Source organism: Lentisphaera profundi, from assembly GCF_028728065.1.
GTDB lineage: Bacteria > Verrucomicrobiota > Lentisphaeria > Lentisphaerales > Lentisphaeraceae > Lentisphaera > Lentisphaera profundi.
This window is the reverse complement of the sequence record NZ_CP117812.1, coordinates 394,257-413,754: the sequence shown is the minus strand read 5'-3', so window position 1 is coordinate 413,754 and position 19,498 is coordinate 394,257. Positions and strand designations below refer to the sequence as shown.

Below are 19,498 nucleotides of genomic sequence, written 5' to 3'. Positions count from 1 at the left end.
AGTCGCCTGGTCAAGGGTCTTGCCAGACAGGCGGATAAAAAGCATCTGCCCATACGGCAGTATCTTCCGGGGAGAGCTCGAGAGGGATCGCGTCCCTAGAAACATAATGTCGGCTGGACTGGCATGTTCAAAGACCCATTCACAGGTCTTTACCACACTCACTACCGTGATTACGACCCCATTCACAACCGTTGGTTAAGTGAAGATCCATTCGGATACCAAGATGGTCAGAATCTATATGCTAACTACTCGGGAATGGATTGGAGAGATCCTACTGGTGCGGCAATTGAAACACCACCAAGAGGTACTTCTTTACAGATGGCAGGGGCAAATGGTAAAATTGGCAATTACATTATTGGTGGCAATGGGCATTTATGGCGAGAAGTTAATGGCCAAGGCTGGAGACGCTTAAAGAAAGCTAATGCAATTAATATTTTCAATAAAGCTAAATTCTTTAATTCATTAACTAAGAACTTTCCTAAAGTGACCGTCTCTAGCCCTCGTGTTCCTTGGGGTGAGAGTGTCTTTATTCGTAACAGTATAGGGAATGCATTTAATGGAACTGCGGGAGCTTTCTCATTATACCAAGTCTATCAGCAGAAAGACTATTATGCAGATAACTTAGTGAATGGATCTACTTATGGTAAAGTAACAACATCATTAGAATTAGGAGCGACTGCAGCGACAGTAAGTGGAATAGGCTTAGAACTTGTTGGTAATCAAATGGCAAAAAGAGCGAATCCAGTTGTGGGAGCAGTTTTCGGAGCAGTCGAAGTATTTAAACTTAATAGGGAATACTGGCACCTAAAGTCGGATGAGGAAACACTCGAAAAATCTAATATAAAATTAGCATCTGTATTTATAGATTTCCCCGACTGGCAATTAATGTCATATCCAGTGTTAGAGGCTAGAGAAGAACTTCGAAATAGAATATCACCAAGATTTGATAGGACTAGGCTAGAATATTTAACACATTGGAATAAACATAATGGTATAGCAACTGACTTTTATAATGGAATTATGGGTAATTATACAACAAAACAACGAAATGCATTTGGAAAAGTATTTCATGATAGAGTTTGGCAAACTTCTCAAAATATAGCAAGTCAAAAAGTCGGTAATCCTGTAGAACCACGTATAGCAGATTTTATGAATTTACATATATTCTCGTACAAAGATTATTTTACTAAGGAATAGCACATATGTACAAATTGCTATACGTATTTTGGAATCAGATTTCTATAAAAATTGCTTTTGGAGTAATGCTTGGAATTTGTATCGTGACATTACCGCTTTATTTAGATGGCGCTCCAAAAATATCTAATGGTTTTTTTATACAATCATATATATGTATTATTATTTTAGTCGTATTACAGATTTGGTTGTATAGGAAGTACCTTAGGTTAATTAATCATGGAAAGTATTTAGAAGGGAAATTTGATGCAAGTGGCATGAAGATCCTTGGAAATGTAGATTTATATGTAAGCTTTGAGTATGAAGGTAAAAGCTACACAGTAAATATCTCCAAAGATGATGATAAAGAAGAGTATGAAAAGGGCATATGCTACCTTGTTGTAGATAGGAAAGAGCCTGCATCAAAGTTTATGCACCTATCAGAAGAGAAGTGGAACAAGTGGGGGAAACATTAATTTCTGATTTCGCAATATCAATTTAGATAGCTCACCCGAATGCGTGGTGAGCTTTTTAGTTCATTCACATAAGATTACAAAGACCCATTCACAGGTCTTTACCACACACACTACAGGGATTACGACCCCATTCACAACCGTTGGCTCTCTGAAGATCCATTTGGTTACCAAGACGGTCAGAATCTATATGCTAACTATTCTGGGATGGATTGGAGAGATCCTACTGGGGCAAGTATAAAAAGTTGGTGGGATGATACAGGTACTGGTCTTGAGGTTGTAGGCGATGGGCTAGGGCTTTTTTGGGGACTAGGAAAATCTTTGATACGATCAGAAGTAGATACTACTGTTATGAAAGCTAAACAGAAAATATCTACCGTAACCGATGCAGTTGTCACAACTAGTGAGTACGTTAGCGCAATACCCCATGTAACGACTGGAGACATCTCGGATAGTCTTTCAAGTGGTAAATCTATTGATAGTCTAATGGGCTTTTATACATCACTTGGTGGTATGGATGACCGTGTTCCTTTATATGGTAATTATGAAGATTACCATAATGGTAAATATGTAGGTGTTGGTGCACAACAAGGCATGTTGTGGGCTATCTCTAAGAAGGGCGGTAACGTCAATATGACAATACCTAAGTGGCAAGTTCCAATGTTACCTGTACATGGACCTATGCCTGCGATGGCAATATCGGGGACAACTGTTTCTGCGAGTACAAGACCTCTTGGTATGATTGGTCTTGATGCTTCGTTTATGGATTGGGCCGATTTAACTGAAAAACATCATGGCTCAGCACCTCAAGGGATGATTCGTCCGCATGGCCACCATAAGGTCTTTAAGAAAGGTATTGGCAAGAAGATGCAAAGATATGCTAAAAAATCACAGGAAATTTTAGAGAAATATGGAATAGATTGGAAGAAAGGAAAAGATAATTTGATGTGGGCTTCTAATGTGAAAGGTGTGCATACAACGGATGTTGCTAAACAGGTATACGCTATTTTAAAGAGAGCTGATGCCACAGGTGGTAGATCGGCAGTTGTCAGAGCCTTAAACACAGAAGTGGAAGCTTTATTTATGTCATTAAGTAAATTTAAATAATAGTCTATTATGAGTAATGTTACAAAAGAATTACAGGAAATATGCTTAGATATCAGATCTCATTGGGAATCAGTATCAAGGCAACAAAAACTAATTGCATTAGCTTTGGTTGTAGATGAAGATTTTAGAACGCTAAGCGTATTCTTAAATACAAAATCTAATTTACAACAAAAAATTTCAGAGGATGTATTTGATGAAGAAGTTGATGAAGAAGATGATTGGGAAGCCGAAGATGAAGAATATTTCGAGTTTAATTGTCATGAATGGGCAATTGATCTTGAGGTAGAATCTATAGATAAATTCAATCAAGCTTTATCAGATAGTTCTTTAGATAAAGATCAATTATTTAAAAAATACTTGAAGCTGTTAAGTTCTCTCCGTAAAGTTGTTGGCAAAGAAGTTTTGTTAATGGTTTGTGTGACAGATGGAGATCTAGAAAAAGAAATGTCAGCATCAATAAAATACTTAAATAATCAATTAGAGTATCAACGATTTAATGACTGGGTTCAAACATGGGCGTGATTAATCACTAAGACAGAACCCTGCGTGTCAACGCTCATAAACTCACACAAGATTCTATAAAGACTCAATAAACTGTCGGTGTAGTGGCACTTCTAACCAAGCTCACCTTACAAAAAACTAATCTCTGATAGTCTGTACACCTAGAGCCTTTTAATGGCGATTAAGTAAAGAACTAAAAAGGCGGTGCTTAATGGCATCGCTTTTTTATTGTCTAGAAGACAGAACACTGCATTCAGTTCCGTATAATACATATCGATGAAAGTGAATAGGTGGGAGCATGTTTATATTTTTAATGAGTGTGATTAGTTTGATACTTGTGAGTGTGATTGTGGAATTGGTGAGAGGGTAGTACGGTTAGTTGGTAATGATAATTTAAAGAATTTGGGATTGACGGTAACTTTTGAAATAAATGTGAGAATCTTGTTTGGATTGGAAGTAGGTTTTGTTGATATGATTTTAAACATCAAGGAGATGCTTATGGATATGAAAATCGTTAAATCAAGTATTTGGTGCGGAGTGATGTTTCTGCGGAGCCTAGTGGGCACTTTCAATCCAAATGAGAGCAGAGCGCATTTATGAATGACTTTACCCGAACCAGAAGAAACAAGAAAGGTGCGATTCCTTTCCTCCGCACCATTTAAGATTGAAAGGAGCTATATTGTGGTTAAGACCGTAATATACACATTGGTTTGAGCGGATGATATGGGTCAAGTAAAGAACTAAAGAGGCGGTGCTTAATGGCATCGCTTTTTTATTGGTGTAGATTTGTACGGGATTAATAATACAATGGATTTTTTACATGTCACTACCTCAACAAAAATCAGAAATTAACCGATTGATAAAGGCGTTTGAAAAGGAAGCAGATAAGTTTCACGACTTGAAATTCAGCCTCAGCTTTATAGTTGAGGATAAAGCCCTAAATAATAGACGCTACCATAAAAAGAACCATACAATAATGCTTTGGCAGTACTACGGTAAAATCGGGACAGAGGAAAGCCGTGAACAATTAATTGAAGACTTGAGGAGTAGTGATTTAAAGTGGGGACTTCGTGGTGCAGAATCTTCATGTTTCGCAGTAGTTGAAGGCGAAGAAGTAGATTTGTTTATACGAATGGCGAGGCGAGCAGGTAGTCTTTTTAATGAAAAAGAATCTCGTAAAATACGAACCTTATTTGAGACTTCAATTCAACTTCCAGAGCCTCAAGGAAATGATGAAGGGGAAAAAGTAAAGACTGTGAAAGCATTAAATCACCATACGATTGCAGTGTGGCTACACTATTTGCTCTATCATCTGTCTTTAGTAAACCCCATAAGGGCGAAAGCTGAGTTTATTGAACCTGAACCGTTTACATTGTCATTATTAGCACTGGAAAATTTGTACAAAAATCCAACAATCAAAAAGGTAGATAAGTCATTGAATAAAATTGAAGATATTAAGTTCAAAGTAGCAATGTCATTTCCAGGTGAAAAAAGGCACTATGTTTCAAAGGTCATGGATTCATTGAGAGTAGCGCTTGGGAATGATCAGGTGTTTTATGACTATGACTACCAGTCTCAATTAGCAAAACCTGACTTGGATACGTTATTACAACAGATTTATAGAAATAATTCAGATCTTGTAGTTGTTTTTTTATGTGAGGAAGAAAGACAAAGGGCAGGCCTTACGGAAGAGACGATTTAAAAGATTCTCAAATCGAGGCTCTTTTTTGCGTTTTAAGGGGTCAAATTGTATGTAAAAATCCACTTTTTCTTTTAGCTGCTAATGGGAGAAGAAAACTGATCAAATTATTAGTCGACTGAGTACAACAGCGTCTAAAATAAAAATAAGATTATCAAGACGTCTGAAAAGTCGTCTTGATTAAATCTGATATATTGAAGGTTATTGTGTGGGTGATTTATCCCGATTTCCTACGAGGTTTGAGCGAATAAATATCATTCCATTCATCCTCAGTGTAGGGTTCATGAATCTTTTTCCATTTCATCTTAGCTGAGAATTTGACCAACTTCTCCCGAACGAAAGCCTCAGACCCAATCACAAGGCATTTAGTGAAGAATCGGCATTTATGAATAAAAAGATCATCCCAAGCGAGCTCCTCAGATAAATTCACTTCTCTGAAGAATTCCGCCAAAGTTTGTGAATCGGCGTTTTCATAACGCCTTAAGCCGAGCATATACGCCCTAAAAACCTCTCTGAAATTCTTTTGTTTATCTCTGATGTCATTAGCTTCGATCCCACGACAAAAGAGATCAAAGAACTCATCGTCTGATTTACCAATATCGCCGCCTGCCAAACGATCTGAATATCCACAGAAATGAAAGTTTTTTGGATCAGAAACAATTCCGGCTCGAACTGGATTCAAAGAGATATAAGCCATGACCCGAAGTAAAGAATCTGATTGAGCTGAAACTTCAATCATTTCCGAATCAAATCTCTGACCAAACAAACGCCCCCAGGAGCTATGCTCCTTATTGAACCACTGAACGAATCGCTGTTCAAAGTTTCCAATGACAAAAGAAATGTCATGGATTTGATCTCGAAAATCATCCTTCTGCGCTGAGTTAATAAAAGTGATTTCTTCATTTTGTTTATGAAGTCGAAAACGCTGTAAGAGCTCCACGTCATCCATCTGAGAAGTAGGAGGGATTTTGATCAATAAATGAAAATGATTATCCATGAAAACATAATCAATTAGCTGATAACTGAATCTTGCGCATCCCTTAAATAACAAATCTTTGAGCTTCTGTTTTTCCTGATCTCTGAATAACATTCGCCCGCCAGCAATGCGATTAGTTACAAGATAATAAACAGATTGATCTGAACAACTTTCTTTAACTCGATTATGAGCCATAATATTTCTCCTTTCCAAAGTACACAGAATATAAAACACCACATCATTAAAGGCAAAATATAAACGAAAGTAAATGCTATGACTTCATATGCGTTTTATTTCTTCTTCTTGGCTTCTTTTGCCTTTTTTTCAGCTTTTTTACGGCGCTTCTCTTCTTTACTTGGTGGTGCATCCTGAACCAAAACTTCTCCTGACTCCGCCAACCACTTTTTCGCTTTTTCTTTAAACATAGCGACTAGCTCGGGGTTTTGATCGGCAATATTCTTGATTTCATCGGGATCATTTGTTAGATCAAACAAGACAATCTTGCCATCTTTTTGATAATCAAAGGGAGCAATATATTTATATTTCTCCGTTACGATTGCGAAATATCCCGGTGATTCTCCTACTGCAAAATCTCTATTGAATTCACCTTGGCCAGTAAGCAAAGGCATTAAACTATCCCCATAAGGCTGAGCTTTATCCTCATCAGAGGCTCCAGCCCAATCGAGGGTGGTTTTAAGTAAATCTAACAATTGTACGGGAGCACTGACAACTTTAGCCTGCGATTGACGAGGATCATAAATAACTAACGCTGGATTAAGAACTTCTTTGTAAAGAGTACTTTTATGATGTAAACCATGTTCACCCACCAATATGCCATGATCACTAAAGAACACGATAATCGTATTATCTTTTTCTCCCGTAAGCTCTACAGCATTTAAAATAGCTTTAATTTGATCATCCATAAAAGCTATACTCGCACAATTCCCTTTCTGACTACTCTCTAATTTAGAAAAATCTTTTAATGGACTTGGCCGTAATAATGAAGGAATATTTTCACCTTTATCATCCATAGCATTTGGTTTTGGAATTTGAGTTTTTTCAAAACGGTCATGGTAAGCTTGTTTTACGTCGTAAGGACCATGGGGAACTGAGTAGTTCAACCACAAAAAATAGGGGTCTTCTTGCTCTGAAATGAACTTCTCGGAGAGCTTGGTAAACAAGCCATCCAAATATATATCATCAGGTAAAGTAGTGGCTTTACCTCGATCATTTTTCATCTGCTCAAAATAGCCTTCATCTATCAAGAAATCTACATAACTATCTACCCCCTTCTCGGGCTCCTTGCCACCCACAACTGCACGCCCCAAAGACTGCCATACATAATCAAAACCTAAGCGCCTATGGCCTTCCGTACGAATTTCTTCTTTCGTACCTGTTAAACCTTCCTTACTTGGATGAAGATGACTTTTTCCTATATGAGCCGTAGTATAGCCCGCTCGCTGTAGGGCTTTCGGCAAAGTCCAAATATCCGCACCCAAACCTTTGAAAGGGCCATTCTGGTACATCCCTATATTATGAGGATACACACCCGCCATGAGAGAATTCCTCGAGGGTCCACACATCGTGCCCTGGCACACTGCATTTGTAAATAATACACCTTGATCGGCGATTGTATCTAAAGTAGGTGTCTGAGCAAAATCAGCTCCCATGACCCCAACATAATGGGCAGGTAAATCATCGACTTCAATAAAAATAATATTCGGCTTCTCTTCAGAGAAAACTGCTCCACATATACAAAAAATTAATAGGCTGATAATTTTATTCATTTTGGCTCCGCTAAACTTTTTTCTTATATATGTTCATGAGAGCAGCTTTTTTGACAGCTTGAAGTCTTTATTTACTTGCGTTTATTGATTTTTATAAAGTCATGTACCGCTACACGGAAAATTTCGCGTTGCTCATTGGTAATAATAAGCTCTTCTTCATTATCAAAACAAATTGCCTCGCATTGCTTTGCGGAGATGGGCAAAAAATAAACATCACCCGAAAAAAAGTTATCTCCTTTAAAATTTTTAAATAGCCACACACTATTGTAAGTCAAAACTGCCAATTGACTTTCACTTTGAGACATATCTGCACTCGTTACTTGTCCACCAATATCAAAGGTATGTAATTTTTCAGGCTCTAGAATTTTACCTTCTATCAATTCATTAAAACGATAAAGTTTCGTTTTTGCATCATCTCGATGCTTAGTCAGTACGTATAATTTATTTTGAAAATGGAACATTGCTTCACAATCGAAATTTTTATGTTTCACGGGCTTCTGATAATCTGGGAAACGAAAACTATACTCTTTAGCATGACCAGTCTTGGACTTTTCAGAAATGACATAAAAGTGCAGGAATTTCCGTTTCTGACTATTGTTGCCCGTATCGCTAACATACAAATTCCCGTTAATATCTATGCTAATATCTTCCCAATCTTGATTCTTAACACCCTTTAAATCTAAAACTGCCTCAATACTTGATTGCGCATTATCTTCAAATCTAAGCGCATAAAGACGGGTTTTTCCCCCTGAATCATTATGCGTCCAGTATAAATTTGGATAGCTACGACTTTTCACCAATCCGGAAGATTCCGATATCTCTTTTTGAATAAAAGAAACAGGAGTTAAACTCACCGTCTGCATCTCGGGCAGATCAAAGAGCTTGGTCGAATTACTCGTACTGGTACAGGAAATACACCAAACAAAAACAACGAACAAAATTTTACACGTCATAAAACATCCTCTAAAGCTATAGAGATTATACTACACGCCTGCCCTATCCCCAATAGAACCCGCTATTTCCCTAAGCTTAAGTCATCGAATTTTAACAAAAAAAATGCGGACTTCGCAATTCGCGAACTCCGCATTTTTAAAATAATCGAGTGATTATTTAGCCAATCTGACGAATCAAACCTGCTAAAACGCGACCAGGGCCACATTCAACAAATTCTTCAACACCAAGATCTTTCATCAGCCTGATAGACTCCACCCAACGAACAGAACCCGCAATTTGACTACAGAGTAGATCAGAAATACGTGCGCTCTCATAAGGTGCCGCTTCAAAGTTTGAAATAACCGGAGTTTTAATCTCTGCGAAATTAAAAGACTCAACAAATTGACGAAATTCCTCACGTGGACCTTCCATGTAACGCGAGTGAAACGCTCCACTTACGGGCAAAACGACATAGCGTTTAGCTCCAGCATCTTTGAAGGCTTGCTCGGCGGCGACAATATCATCTTTCATACCAGACAATACCGTTTGACTTGGAGAATTAAAATTCGCCACATCAACACCTTCGACACCACTTTCAACAAGAGTTTCTTTGATCTTCTCGCCATCTAAGCCGAGTACGGCAGCCATACCACCGCCCTCAACTTTGCTCATAATTTCGCCACGTTTTTGAACGAGCTTAAGACCCGTTTCAAAATCATAGGCACCGGCCGCAAATAAAGCATTATACTCACCTAAGCTATGACCTGCTAAATAAGCTGGTGCCGTCTCTCCTGACTCAATCTTATCAAGATAAGTCAAAGCATTTACTACATAGAGCGCGGGTTGCGTAAACTGAGTTTTATTAAGCTCTTCACGTGGATCTTCAGTACAGAGTTCAACAATTGAATAACCCAAAACCTGATCTGCTATTGCAACTAAATCAGAGAATTTATCAAACAGTTCCGCACCCATACCTTTTTTCTGTGAACCTTGGCCAGGAAATATATAAGCAGTAGACATTTTCGTTCCTTAATTTACAAAAAAGCTAAGCGTATCTTCGTCTAAAGGCGCAACAGCTAAAATTTCAGCTTCACCACCATCAGGCATAGCTATTTTATCACCTGCTTGATGACCAAGCATTGATTTAGCTAAAGGAGTCTCGAATGAGAGCCAATTCTTATCTGGATCACCATCAAGCACACCCACAATAGAGTACTCAGCATCACCTTCAGAAGTTTTGATCATAACCTTTGATGCTGGGATTACACGAGTTTTAACTTTGAACTCAGAGAAATCTGTAGGGCCAATTTTATTCAACAAAGCATCGAGTTCACCAACGCGTAATTGAAGATATTTTTGACGATCTTTCGCAGCTCTAAATTCGAAGTTCTCACGTAAGTCACCGTGTTCACGGGCTGCCGCAATAGCTTTTGAATTTTCGGGGATATCAGTACTGATAAGTTTAGCATGCTCTTCTTGAAGAGTTTTGTAAGAACGCTGAGAAGTTACTTGTGGTAATTTACCCACTTTCACTTCAACTTTTCTTTCTTGTACTTGATTGAGTGCATCTGGCTTGATACGAACAATTTTAACTAATAAGCTTTGACGTTCGCCATTATCTAAACCGGGGAAAGTTTTTACTGTGCTCACTAAACTTTTAACATTCTCATCAGAACCTGTACCGAGTAAAAACTCGAGGTAGTCCTCGTTTGTCATAATAAGCTTACGTAGGTCTTTACCTGATTTATCTGCAGTCTCTGCATTAGCTAAAGCACGAAAAACTTGAATTGGCGTCGTAATAATCTCAGCTAGTTCAGCTGGTTTTTTACCCAATTTATTCCATAACCAACAAGCTACTGCAGCACTTAAGTTACCTAAGACAACTTCCGTTTTTGCTGAGGCCTCTAAAGCAATTGCATTTTTCTCGTCGCCAATTTTATCAATAGCATTGAGGAATTTGATTGGCATGTGCATTACATCTTTTGCAAAATATCCAATGCCTTTAGCTTCTAAAGTTACTGCAAACCAAGCGGCAATTGTTTTTACATTCATTGGAGTCGAAACTTTGACAAAGTCCGCTGTGTCTTTCCAAATCGAAGCCGTTTCTGCAAGCTCTTGAATCATGTCAACGAGGTATTCTTTCTCGTCGATAAGTTCCCAAATAACTGCTAGTGACTCTGCAAATATTTTATTTTGAGCTGGTCTAGCAGCAGCAAATCTAAATGCTTTAATTAAAGTATTTTTCTCTTCTTCACCAAAGCTCAATTCTTCTGTATCTCTCAAAGCAACTTTGAGCTCGTCCAAACTACGGCTCATTTCCCATGAGCGACCACTGGCTGATGTCGATTTTTTATTACTGTCGGCTAATACGCGACGACGGTACCATTCGTCAAAAGCTTTGGCTGTTTTGATATATGCTGGCATTACCAGTCTTGTAATCATTGCCTGACTAACTTTGAGACTCGGCACTGTTTCAGCTTCAATTTGGCTAACTAACTCTTTGGAGAGCACATTTTTAATAACCATTTTCTCACCCTTTACCAACTTGGAACCAAGTGTTCCAGGCAAAAGAATATGAGATTTTTTAGCAAAGAATTTTAATGGAACTTTCTGCACAACTTTGAATTTCACAGAAACTTGGCTAGTCACTTTATCTACTGACTCAACTTGACCAAAACCAAAATCTACGTGATAGACTGAAAGCTCAGAGAGCTTAATTTTACCAAAAGCTTTGACTGAACTGAAATCACCGAGGATAATGAGTAAAACCTGGAATCTATTAGCGAGTTCAGCTACTGTACCTTCGCCCAAGGCTTCTTGTACTGCACTCGGATCTGGGTATGCTGAGAAAACTTCGCGAGCTAAACTACCGTATGCTGCTGATAATTCCGCTACGGGTTTGAGGAGTCCCACTGCAATGACTAATTCAACACTATGTTGATCCGTTGCGCCATTAGCACAAAACAACTCAATGGCTTGTCCTACGCTTGTACGTTGGCTAGATGACAAATCATCTGCTTTGATTGCGCGTGCGCAAGCTACAACTTCTTCACTGGCTTTGCCTTCATCACTGGCGCTTGAAATTAATGATTCTAATTTGTCTACTGACATATGTACCTTCTTATTTCCTTACTAAAGCTTTATAATTTTTCTTAATCAAACTACAGACTTCATCTGCTTCTGCAGAGGTTAAATAACAATAAAATCTTACGGGACCCTTTTGAAAATAGGGATCAAATTTCATGAAACATTTAAATTCGTCGCCGACCATCATAACCGCGCGATAACCGGCATAATTAGCGCTCGCTATTCTCCATTTATTTTCACCCATACCACTGAGATTAACTTTGATAACCATCATATCATCATTGTTATCGTGATAACGAGTCTCTGCGTGGGCTAATTCAAGGTTAGTTAGCATGGGAATACGATTCACTTTAATCGGTCTGCCATTGGCTCCAGGAACGGTGCGAGTCAACTGACTATCAGGAGCGTTATCAGGTAATATCGCAAAGAGCTGTACCATTTCCTGCAGAGCATCATCTTTATCCCAGTCATGGCTTTCACATGAAGTGAAAAAGAATCCTAAACCTAAGATTAAAAGTACTTTAATCGTAGTCATAAACTTTTACCTGAGACCAATACTGTGCACATCCTGAAATAAATTTCTGATGAATATCGTGCGTTTGATAGACATCGTGTTCTTCAACACTATTGAAAACACAAGTCAATCCAAAATCATAGCTATCATCAATAACAGGACGTTTATTTGTGGCAGATGGAGTCCCTGTCATCACTGGACCTGAACAAGGGATTTCTTTCAAAGTTTCTAAGCCCGTAAAAAAAGCGGCTTTTTGCTCTTCATTTAAATCTTCTTTTAACCAGAAAAATACTGTATGGACTAACATCTTGTCACCTTATTATTTTTTAATAACTCCTATATTGCCTTAGTAAGTAAAAAAATCAACTAACGAAGAGGCTTGAGAGGCACTTATTTACGTCTGTTGCTAAGTTCTATTTTCAATTCAAAAATCTTCTCCCTAGACATCGACAAATATGCTGAATTCAAATCGAGAAGCCAGAACGATAAATAAATCCATTAGCGGACTCACAGCAATACCTACAAAATCAAAAATTTACCTGATTTAAAATCAAAAAAACATTTTCATCCTAAGAGTTTCGTGCCACATTAAAGAACTGTAAAACACTAAGCACCAGGTCTTTCATGAAACAAACATTCATTGCATTAACATTTTTCCTCCTAAGCTCCTGTCAAAGCCCACAGGAATTCAATCAACTCAGCCAAAATACTCAAAATCAGATACAGCAATGCAATAACTGTCACTCAAAGGGCCAGTCCGTCGGAGCCCCTAGTTTACTAGGATTAGAGGAAAAATATATAAATGCCCAAGTCAAAAAATATAAACTGGGAATTCGAGGAAATTCTAGCTCTTCAAAAGAAGCCATAGCTATGGGTAAAGCCATCCTCCATATTGATGAATATGAACTAAAGCAAATCAATAGATGGTTTGCTCACCAACAAGCTCTGAAATCGAGTGAGATAAAAGTTACCCACAAGGTGGGTCAAGAACTTTATGAGCAAAAATGTTATGGCTGCCACGAAGGTAGCATTGGGAAATTCTTTACTGGCAGCCCCTCGCTTCAGCACCTTGAGTCCTGGTATATCGTTAAGCAATGCCAAGACTTCATGGAAGGTCGACGCGGAAATCATCCAGATGACAAAAAAGGTCGAAAAATGGCTGAACGCATCAAGCAAGTTTCTATGGAAGAACTCAGAGAAATCGCCACATTCCTAGCCAACTAATGGGCTCTAAATAAACTCTCTAATACTACACAACCCTCAAATATATCTTTAATTGAGATTTAATCTTATTATTGAATTCATTCATTTCCTAATTAAAGTATTTTCAATTAATCTAGGGTTTACTTATGACTTACACTCTACCTAAAGACTTGACGCACTGTTATGCTTTACTCTTTACAGGAGAAGCAGAATATAAAGACGGCAAGCATCTACGGGCAATGCTCTGCTTTGAAGAATGCCGTATGCTTGCAGAACAAAAATTATCTACAATGAAATTTTTAACTACTCATTATTTCGTGCTGCTCGCAAAGAAGCGCAAATGTTAATTTTTCTCAATTGCCAAAAGCGTGCACATCGCATGCTAATAAAATTAATGCGCTCCGATTATCCGGGTGGCACGAGCCTTGATCGCTTATTCATCCATGCCCAAGTAGCTTCACTCAGTGAACAACTGAAACATACAATGAAGCGCATCATCAAAGCCACCTTACGGGATTTTTAAAATCGCAAAATTTAAGCGCTAGTATTAATACACAAAAAAGGCCCGTGTAAACACGAGCCTTTTTTTTTTAGATTTTAAATACTTCTATTCAAAATTAGCTGCATCAGGTCCTGACGTTCCCGCACGATAAAAGTGAACGTCTTTTTCACCCTTATCTATTTTTTTAAGTATCGGAGTAAATAGTTCCCAAGACTGAATCAGTTCTTCATAAGAAATAAATAAACTTTTATCACCATTAATTGCGTCAAGTAAAAGCCTTTCGTATGCGCCAGGCATTGCTACATCAAAGCCACTATTGTAAGTAAAGTCCATCTTAACATCTTTTAAGACCATGCCCTTACCTGGAACTTTATTAGTTATGTTGAAAATCATACCAGCTTCTGGCTGAACACGAATCACCAACTTATTGGGATGATGAGGTGAATTGGCAAAAATACTTCCAGCAACATCTTTGAATTGAATAGTGATTTCTGTCATGCTTTTCGTCATTGCCTTACCAGCTTTAACGATAAACGGTACTCCACTCCAACGCTGATTATTGATCTCACAACGAATCGCTGCAAAAGTATCACGTTTAGAATCTTTAGGGACACCTGGCTCATCTCTATAAGAATTAACCGAACGTCCCGAACATACCCCATCGGTATATTGACCTATGACCACATCTTCGTCCTTGAAAGGCTCCATTGCGCGAAGAACTCGATTTTTTTCATTGGCAATATCATCTGAAGTGAGTTCAGTTGGTTGCTCCATTGCCACAAGTGCAAGGATCTGTAATAAATGATTTTGAATAACATCTCGAATAATGCCCGCATCATCAAAATAGCCCCCGCGGTCTCCAATAGCTTTATCTTCTTCCCAGCTAATTGTTACTGACTCAACGTAGTTTCTATTCCAAACGGGCTCAAAAATAATATTCGCAAAACGCATTACCATCAGGTTCTGAATGGCTTCTTTACCCAAGTAATGGTCAATGCGACAGACTTGGCTCTCGTCAAAAGTTTTTCCAATCGTAGCATTTAACTCACGTGCCGAATCCGTGTCGTAACCAAAAGGTTTTTCTACAACAACAAAATGATCGAGGTTGCCTTTCTCTACTAATTGACTTTCGCGAAGTGAATTAATGACTGGCTCAAATACTGCCGGTGGAATAGATAGATAAAAGACGCGCTTAATATCCTCACCAAAATCAGCATTAATGTCGTCTAATTCAGCTTTAAGTTGTACAAAATCTTCTGCCGAATCATAATTCCCTGCATGATAATAAATCTTATCGAGGAAGTTTTTGACCAGAGCCTCTACTAATTGAGTTTCTTCAACACTATCCATGAGGTTTGCTTTTACTTTTGCACGAAATTCATCGTGACTCATCGCTGTACGAGCATAACCAGATATAGAAAACTGCGCAGGAAGGGCTCCTGAAGTAAATAGTGTATATAAACTTGGCAATAACTTAGTCAATGCTAAATTACCTGATGCACCCATTATCACTACCGAAACTGGCTTATTCATCTTTTTACCTTAAAATATTGTTAATTTTTGCTGAATCTAAAGCTAAGGACCGATATTTCAATTGTTATGTCTTGAATTGCTAAGCTTTTGCATTTTATTTCAAAATCTAAAAACACTAAACGATTCGCACACTGGGAAATACACATATGTCTACACGCAAACCTACTCAAGTTGATATTCAATTAGATCTGCCAAGATACCGTGGGAACAAGAAACAACGTTATGAGCAACTTATTGACCTCCGCGCTCAACTCGTTGATCAAGTCTCAATGCTTAATGGCGTCAACCTCCAAGTAGATAGAAATGCCGGCGAAGACGGTGGCGATGTTGGTTCAGATAACTTCATGCGCGAAATCAACCTCAATGTTATGAGTGACGAAGGCATTAAAGTCCAACTTGTTCAGCAAGCTATCGAAAGATTAGATCAAGGCAAATATGGTCGTTGCGTTGACTGCCGTGAAGATATTGCTGAAGCACGTCTCGATGCCCTTCCTTACGCTAAGCTTTGCGTAGGCTGCAAGAGTACTCGTGAATCTCAAGGTGTCGCTCACTTTACCAATAATACAATTGGCACGGATTTCACTGAGTAGAGATACTACACTGAATAAGCTTAAAAAAATATTCTTTGATCGATTCAAAGATTTGAAGGTCGACTTTATAGGTTGGCCTTCTCTTTTATGTGTTACTTTGATTGCTCTAGATCAAATCACTAAAGTGATGACCATACAAGCGACGCCCTACTCTCCTCGCTTGATCAAGGAAATCATCCCTGGTTTTTTCAATCTCGTTCACTACAGAAACAAAGGTGCTGCATGGGGCATAGGTAGTTCACATACCAATATCCTCGCCATTGTCTCTTTTGTCGCTTTCTTTGTCATCCTTTTTGAATTCCCTAAACTTTGCGAAAAGCGCAAAATAAACTTCCTAGCCATCTCAATGATGCTCGGCGGAATTATGGGAAATGGTATTGATCGCGCCTTTCGTCCTGCAGGCGTAGTCGATATGATTGAAGTCTTTATACCCTATGTAATAAAAGAAGGTTGGTATCGCTTTCCTGCTTTTAATATTGCGGATAGCGCAATCTGTGTATCCGTTTTCATTTATATCATTGCCTCTCTAAGAGCCCCCAAAACTAAGACCGATGAACAAAAAGCTGATTAGTATCCTTGGTCCTACTGCTAGTGGCAAGAGCTCCTTGGCCTTTGCTTTAGCAAAAAAACTCCAGTGCCCCATCATTTCTTGTGATTCAATGCAGAATTACCGCAAACTTGACATTGGCAGTGCTAAACCAAGCATCGACGAATTAAAACAAATTAAGCATCACATGGTTGATGAGTTAGATATTAATCAATCATGGACTGCTGCCGCCTTTTACGAACAAGCCGAGGAAATCAGACTTGAGCATCAAAAAAATGAACAAGCACTGATCATGGCAGGCGGCACCGGACTCTATGCAAAAATGTTTCTCTATGGCGCCGACACCCTGCCCAGCGATAAAACTTTGGCACAGGAAATTCGTGAGCGCTATGAACAAGAAGGATCTACCCACATTTTTGCTGAACTCGCAAAAATTGATCCGCTGAGTGCTGAAAAACTCAAAGATAACGATCGCCGTATGTTGCGCGCCTATGAAGCTGCGAAACTATTAAATGGCCCTTTACCGGAAAGAAGCTTTGCACAAGAGCCTCGCTTTGATTGTCGCCAGATCATCCTCATGCCTGCAGCTGAATTAAGCCGTGAACTCATTGCTAAACGCTGCATTAAAATGTTAAGTGAAGGATGGATAGAAGAGGCTCAAGAACTCATCCAACAAGGACTACTAGAAAGCCCAACGGCTTGCCAAGCACTCGGCTACAAAGAGATTCAACAGTTTCTTCTAGGTGCTTTAGACAGAAATGAACTTCAAGAACGACTCATCATTAAAACCTGTCAATACGCCAAACGCCAGCGCACTTGGTTTCGCAACCAACATCCTGGTGCCGAAGTCTTTACTTACCAAAACTCTGAAGAAAGAGAGCTAGTTTTTAAGACCATCCTCGACGAATTTTAATCGAGAATTAAAAGATACGACAAGCTTATGGACGTAATTTTTCCAGCACTTGTAAAGTTAGCTCACCCACAATTTGAAAACTCTTAGGCGATAATTTATCAATCGTATCTTTTTCTGTATGCCAATAAGAGTTCCCTGGACCATAACTAAAGTCGATTAGATCAATCGCAGGCACGCCCAATTCTACGAACGGTACGTGATCATCCAAAACCGAATTAGTTCCCTTAGAAAAATACTGCCCCCAATCATTTTTCTTGGCCACTTTCATAAGTAAATCTTTCAAGGGTTTGTCACCATTTGCGGGAATCGCAATGTGTAAATCTTTATCTCCTATCATATCGAGAAGAATCATCGCTTTACACTGTTTTACCGTATTAGCTAAAACTAGCTGAGTGGCGTAGCGCCGGCTTCCATGTAAACCATCATTATTCGAATAATTAACTTCACATTCTTCTCCATCAAAAAAAACGGCTCGAACGGCTATTTTATTTTTAGGAATATGTGACATCAATTCCAATAACAGAGCCGTACTTGAACCACCATCATTTGCACTTACAAAATTAGGCTTCCCTGAAATTGTTTTTGTGTCATAGTGTGAACCCAAGAGAATAAAATCATCACTCTCTCCTGCTAAGGTACATATTACATTGCGATAGGTATTCACTTTACCTCGGTGCTTTTCAGTCCATTCGTCTATAACGACACTCCAACCGTGTTTTTTCGCTTCTGCGGCAATCCATTCAGCCGTCTGCTTGGCTGCAGGTGAATTCAATAGACGTGGTCCAAAATCAATTTGTTTTTGGACCAAGGCAATACAGCGCTCCCCATTAATTCGTGATTTTATTTCTGCTTCACAACTACAGAAAAATATGACTGATACTAATAAAAATATTTTCACTTCTCTACCTTTATCCCTAGACGCTTATAAGTAGGGACTTTGAGCTTCGTCATCAGACCTGCGGTATTTTCATGCCTCAGAAACATGTGCATTAAATCTTCATCATAGCTCAATTTTTTCATGGTCTCACGAGGCGCTCTCGATGGCTTTGGCCTTGTTGCCTCAAGTTTATTTATCCGTATCAAAGCCACCCACAATTCAATATCTTCAGGTTCACTGAATCCTTCGCCATAAGCTCGTAAAAACTGACAATTTTCAGGACATGCTAATTCCACTGTAGTGCCCAAATCATGCAATACGTTTAGATCACCATGAGCAGAACCCATTCTCATATAGAGCAAGCCAACATCTGCTAAGTCTCTTGATTTCCCCAAGAGCTTTGAACTCCATAAATCCTCTACCGAATCATTGATCCTACGGCCCTTACCATGAGCAAAGTTAACAACGCCATAATCATCTTTTAGTAAATAACGCAAATCATTTAAATTGATTTTTACCGGTCCCATTTCTCGCAACATATCAACAAAAAAGCCGACACTCTGAGCAATCAATGATTTCATCTTTGTAAACGCTTCATCGAGACTAGAACTCATATCTGAAATTAAGACTTCATCATCCAGACAGAGTACCGCCGATTTATTTTCTACGAGCTTTTCAATGATTTTGTTCGCTCGATTTAGCTTCAGGTCCCCCTCTAAACGGTGAGGACGAATGAGTAGATAAATCACTTTCTTATGATTCAATTTTTTACTTAACTTCAGTAAATCTTCGCCTCGTTCCAAATTGTCTAAATCCGAGAGGACGACAATGCCACCTTCTGGGATCCATAGTTCGCGCCACGGCATACGCTCTTTTAAATTAATTGTCTTAATCTGACTCTCGCGCGAATAACGTTTCTGTTCACGAAGAGCAATAAGCTTTGCAAAATTATTCATCTTTGGTAGGTCACTAATTAAATCACCGGCCCGTTCCCCTAAACCAATGATCATCATTTCATTCATCTTATTGCCCGTCATTTGGTTTTCTATCCTTGCGATTGTAGATTCTACTAAATTAAGGGGA

The 19,498-nt window shown here is 38.7% G+C and carries 19 protein-coding genes and 2 pseudogenes; 11 read left to right on the top strand and 10 right to left on the bottom strand.

All coding sequences use genetic code 11. The annotated features are described in order from the left end of the window. Window positions 1-114 precede the first annotated feature (114 nt). The 5 genes and pseudogenes from PQO03_RS13250 to PQO03_RS13225 form a co-directional block, all read left to right on the top strand. Window positions 115-1,197: pseudogene (locus PQO03_RS13250) on the top strand (RHS repeat-associated core domain-containing protein); the annotation flags it as partial. A gap of 5 nt (window positions 1,198-1,202) precedes the next feature. Next, window positions 1,203-1,649 (top strand): hypothetical protein, encoded by a 447-nt coding sequence (locus tag PQO03_RS13245; protein WP_274153669.1) that lies wholly within the window; start codon window positions 1,203-1,205, stop codon window positions 1,647-1,649. A gap of 87 nt (window positions 1,650-1,736) precedes the next feature. After that, window positions 1,737-2,753 (top strand): annotated as a pseudogene (locus PQO03_RS22005) (RHS repeat-associated core domain-containing protein); the annotation flags it as partial. A 9-nt stretch (window positions 2,754-2,762) separates the two neighbouring features. Further along, window positions 2,763-3,275, top strand: coding sequence for a hypothetical protein (locus tag PQO03_RS13230; RefSeq protein ID WP_274153668.1), 513 nt, complete (start codon window positions 2,763-2,765; stop codon window positions 3,273-3,275). A gap of 799 nt (window positions 3,276-4,074) precedes the next feature. Further along, on the top strand, window positions 4,075-4,956 hold the full coding sequence (locus PQO03_RS13225; protein ID WP_274153667.1) for a hypothetical protein: 882 nt from the start codon (window positions 4,075-4,077) through the stop codon (window positions 4,954-4,956). A 214-nt stretch (window positions 4,957-5,170) separates the two neighbouring features. Here PQO03_RS13225 and PQO03_RS13220 read toward each other — a convergent pair whose 3' ends face one another. The 7 genes from PQO03_RS13220 to PQO03_RS13190 all read right to left on the bottom strand — a co-directional run bounded on the left by PQO03_RS13220 (window position 5,171) and on the right by PQO03_RS13190 (window position 12,557). Further along, window positions 5,171-6,124: a transposase gene (locus PQO03_RS13220; RefSeq protein ID WP_274153666.1), complete on the bottom strand. Its 954-nt coding sequence runs from the start codon at window positions 6,122-6,124 to the stop codon at window positions 5,171-5,173. A 95-nt stretch (window positions 6,125-6,219) separates the two neighbouring features. Then, window positions 6,220-7,716, bottom strand: a complete 1,497-nt coding sequence (locus PQO03_RS13215; protein WP_274153665.1) for a sulfatase family protein — start codon at window positions 7,714-7,716, stop codon at window positions 6,220-6,222. A 71-nt stretch (window positions 7,717-7,787) separates the two neighbouring features. Next, the gene (locus PQO03_RS13210) at window positions 7,788-8,669 is read right to left on the bottom strand and encodes a hypothetical protein (RefSeq protein WP_274153664.1); all 882 of its coding nucleotides are present in this window, start codon (window positions 8,667-8,669) and stop codon (window positions 7,788-7,790) included. Between the two features lie 157 nt (window positions 8,670-8,826). Beyond that, on the bottom strand, window positions 8,827-9,669 hold the full coding sequence (fabD, locus tag PQO03_RS13205) for an ACP S-malonyltransferase (RefSeq protein WP_274153663.1): 843 nt from the start codon (window positions 9,667-9,669) through the stop codon (window positions 8,827-8,829). 9 nt (window positions 9,670-9,678) lie between these two features. Continuing rightward, entirely contained in the window at window positions 9,679-11,760 is a 2,082-nt protein-coding gene (locus tag PQO03_RS13200; RefSeq protein ID WP_274153662.1) for a GreA/GreB family elongation factor, read from the bottom strand. Window positions 11,761-11,770: 10 nt separating this feature from the next. After that, complete coding sequence (locus PQO03_RS13195) at window positions 11,771-12,271, bottom strand: hypothetical protein (RefSeq protein ID WP_274153661.1); 501 nt, start codon at window positions 12,269-12,271, stop codon at window positions 11,771-11,773. Beyond that, window positions 12,258-12,557 carry a Dabb family protein gene (locus PQO03_RS13190; protein WP_274153660.1) on the bottom strand — a complete coding sequence of 100 codons (300 nt, stop codon included), beginning with the start codon at window positions 12,555-12,557 and terminating at the stop codon, window positions 12,258-12,260. Before PQO03_RS13190 ends, PQO03_RS13195 begins: the two co-directional genes overlap by 14 nt. Before the next feature lie 317 nt (window positions 12,558-12,874). Between PQO03_RS13190 and PQO03_RS13185 the strand changes: the two genes are divergently transcribed. The 3 genes from PQO03_RS13185 (at window position 12,875) to PQO03_RS13175 (ending at window position 13,976) form a co-directional block, all read left to right on the top strand. Beyond that, entirely contained in the window at window positions 12,875-13,474 is a 600-nt protein-coding gene (locus tag PQO03_RS13185) for a c-type cytochrome (RefSeq protein WP_274153659.1), read from the top strand. 125 nt (window positions 13,475-13,599) lie between these two features. Continuing rightward, complete coding sequence (locus tag PQO03_RS13180) at window positions 13,600-13,800, top strand: hypothetical protein (protein ID WP_274153658.1); 201 nt, start codon at window positions 13,600-13,602, stop codon at window positions 13,798-13,800. After that, complete coding sequence (locus PQO03_RS13175; RefSeq protein ID WP_274153657.1) at window positions 13,794-13,976, top strand: hypothetical protein; 183 nt, start codon at window positions 13,794-13,796, stop codon at window positions 13,974-13,976. Before PQO03_RS13180 ends, PQO03_RS13175 begins: the two co-directional genes overlap by 7 nt. Window positions 13,977-14,060: 84 nt before the next feature. Here PQO03_RS13175 and zwf read toward each other — a convergent pair whose 3' ends face one another. Then, on the bottom strand, window positions 14,061-15,488 hold the full coding sequence (gene zwf / locus PQO03_RS13170) for a glucose-6-phosphate dehydrogenase (RefSeq protein WP_274153656.1): 1,428 nt from the start codon (window positions 15,486-15,488) through the stop codon (window positions 14,061-14,063). A gap of 146 nt (window positions 15,489-15,634) precedes the next feature. On the opposite strand from zwf, the gene PQO03_RS13165 reads away from it, so the two are divergent. The 3 genes from PQO03_RS13165 to miaA are packed head-to-tail and all read left to right on the top strand — an operon-like array spanning window position 15,635 to window position 17,538. Next, entirely contained in the window at window positions 15,635-16,078 is a 444-nt protein-coding gene (locus PQO03_RS13165; RefSeq protein WP_274153655.1) for a TraR/DksA family transcriptional regulator, read from the top strand. Continuing rightward, on the top strand, window positions 16,017-16,649 hold the full coding sequence (gene lspA / locus PQO03_RS13160; protein WP_337993453.1) for a signal peptidase II: 633 nt from the start codon (window positions 16,017-16,019) through the stop codon (window positions 16,647-16,649). Before PQO03_RS13165 ends, lspA begins: the two co-directional genes overlap by 62 nt. Further along, window positions 16,630-17,538 (top strand): tRNA (adenosine(37)-N6)-dimethylallyltransferase MiaA, encoded by a 909-nt coding sequence (gene miaA, locus PQO03_RS13155; RefSeq protein ID WP_274153653.1) that lies wholly within the window; start codon window positions 16,630-16,632, stop codon window positions 17,536-17,538. Before lspA ends, miaA begins: the two co-directional genes overlap by 20 nt. A gap of 25 nt (window positions 17,539-17,563) precedes the next feature. Here the strand turns inward: miaA and PQO03_RS13150 are convergent, their stop codons facing one another. Both PQO03_RS13150 and PQO03_RS13145 read right to left on the bottom strand, forming a co-directional pair. After that, window positions 17,564-18,436: a M28 family metallopeptidase gene (locus tag PQO03_RS13150; RefSeq protein WP_274153652.1), complete on the bottom strand. Its 873-nt coding sequence runs from the start codon at window positions 18,434-18,436 to the stop codon at window positions 17,564-17,566. Then, the gene (locus tag PQO03_RS13145; RefSeq protein ID WP_274153651.1) at window positions 18,433-19,452 is read right to left on the bottom strand and encodes an FtsZ/tubulin family protein; all 1,020 of its coding nucleotides are present in this window, start codon (window positions 19,450-19,452) and stop codon (window positions 18,433-18,435) included. The genes PQO03_RS13150 and PQO03_RS13145 overlap by 4 nt, the downstream gene beginning before the upstream one ends. Window positions 19,453-19,498: the final 46 nt, after the last annotated feature.

Excerpts from the sequence above, each read along its gene's own strand:
- PQO03_RS13195 (WP_274153661.1), bottom strand. The coding sequence starts at position 12,271 with ATGACTACGATTAAAGTACTTTTAATCTTAGGTTTAGGATTCTTTTTC.
- PQO03_RS13230 (WP_274153668.1), top strand. The coding sequence starts at position 2,763 with ATGAGTAATGTTACAAAAGAATTACAGGAAATATGCTTAGATATCAGA.
- PQO03_RS13185 (WP_274153659.1), top strand. The coding sequence starts at position 12,875 with ATGAAACAAACATTCATTGCATTAACATTTTTCCTCCTAAGCTCCTGT.
- PQO03_RS13215 (WP_274153665.1), bottom strand. The coding sequence starts at position 7,716 with ATGAATAAAATTATCAGCCTATTAATTTTTTGTATATGTGGAGCAGTT.
- PQO03_RS13245 (WP_274153669.1), top strand. The coding sequence starts at position 1,203 with ATGTACAAATTGCTATACGTATTTTGGAATCAGATTTCTATAAAAATT.
- PQO03_RS13225 (WP_274153667.1), top strand. The coding sequence starts at position 4,075 with ATGTCACTACCTCAACAAAAATCAGAAATTAACCGATTGATAAAGGCG.
- PQO03_RS13175 (WP_274153657.1), top strand. The coding sequence starts at position 13,794 with ATGTTAATTTTTCTCAATTGCCAAAAGCGTGCACATCGCATGCTAATA.
- PQO03_RS13165 (WP_274153655.1), top strand. The coding sequence starts at position 15,635 with ATGTCTACACGCAAACCTACTCAAGTTGATATTCAATTAGATCTGCCA.
- PQO03_RS13210 (WP_274153664.1), bottom strand. The coding sequence starts at position 8,669 with ATGACGTGTAAAATTTTGTTCGTTGTTTTTGTTTGGTGTATTTCCTGT.
- PQO03_RS13145 (WP_274153651.1), bottom strand. The coding sequence starts at position 19,452 with ATGACGGGCAATAAGATGAATGAAATGATGATCATTGGTTTAGGGGAA.
- zwf (WP_274153656.1), bottom strand. The coding sequence starts at position 15,488 with ATGAATAAGCCAGTTTCGGTAGTGATAATGGGTGCATCAGGTAATTTA.
- PQO03_RS13200 (WP_274153662.1), bottom strand. The coding sequence starts at position 11,760 with ATGTCAGTAGACAAATTAGAATCATTAATTTCAAGCGCCAGTGATGAA.
- miaA (WP_274153653.1), top strand. The coding sequence starts at position 16,630 with ATGAACAAAAAGCTGATTAGTATCCTTGGTCCTACTGCTAGTGGCAAG.
- PQO03_RS13220 (WP_274153666.1), bottom strand. The coding sequence starts at position 6,124 with ATGGCTCATAATCGAGTTAAAGAAAGTTGTTCAGATCAATCTGTTTAT.
- fabD (WP_274153663.1), bottom strand. The coding sequence starts at position 9,669 with ATGTCTACTGCTTATATATTTCCTGGCCAAGGTTCACAGAAAAAAGGT.
- PQO03_RS13190 (WP_274153660.1), bottom strand. The coding sequence starts at position 12,557 with ATGTTAGTCCATACAGTATTTTTCTGGTTAAAAGAAGATTTAAATGAA.
- PQO03_RS13180 (WP_274153658.1), top strand. The coding sequence starts at position 13,600 with ATGACTTACACTCTACCTAAAGACTTGACGCACTGTTATGCTTTACTC.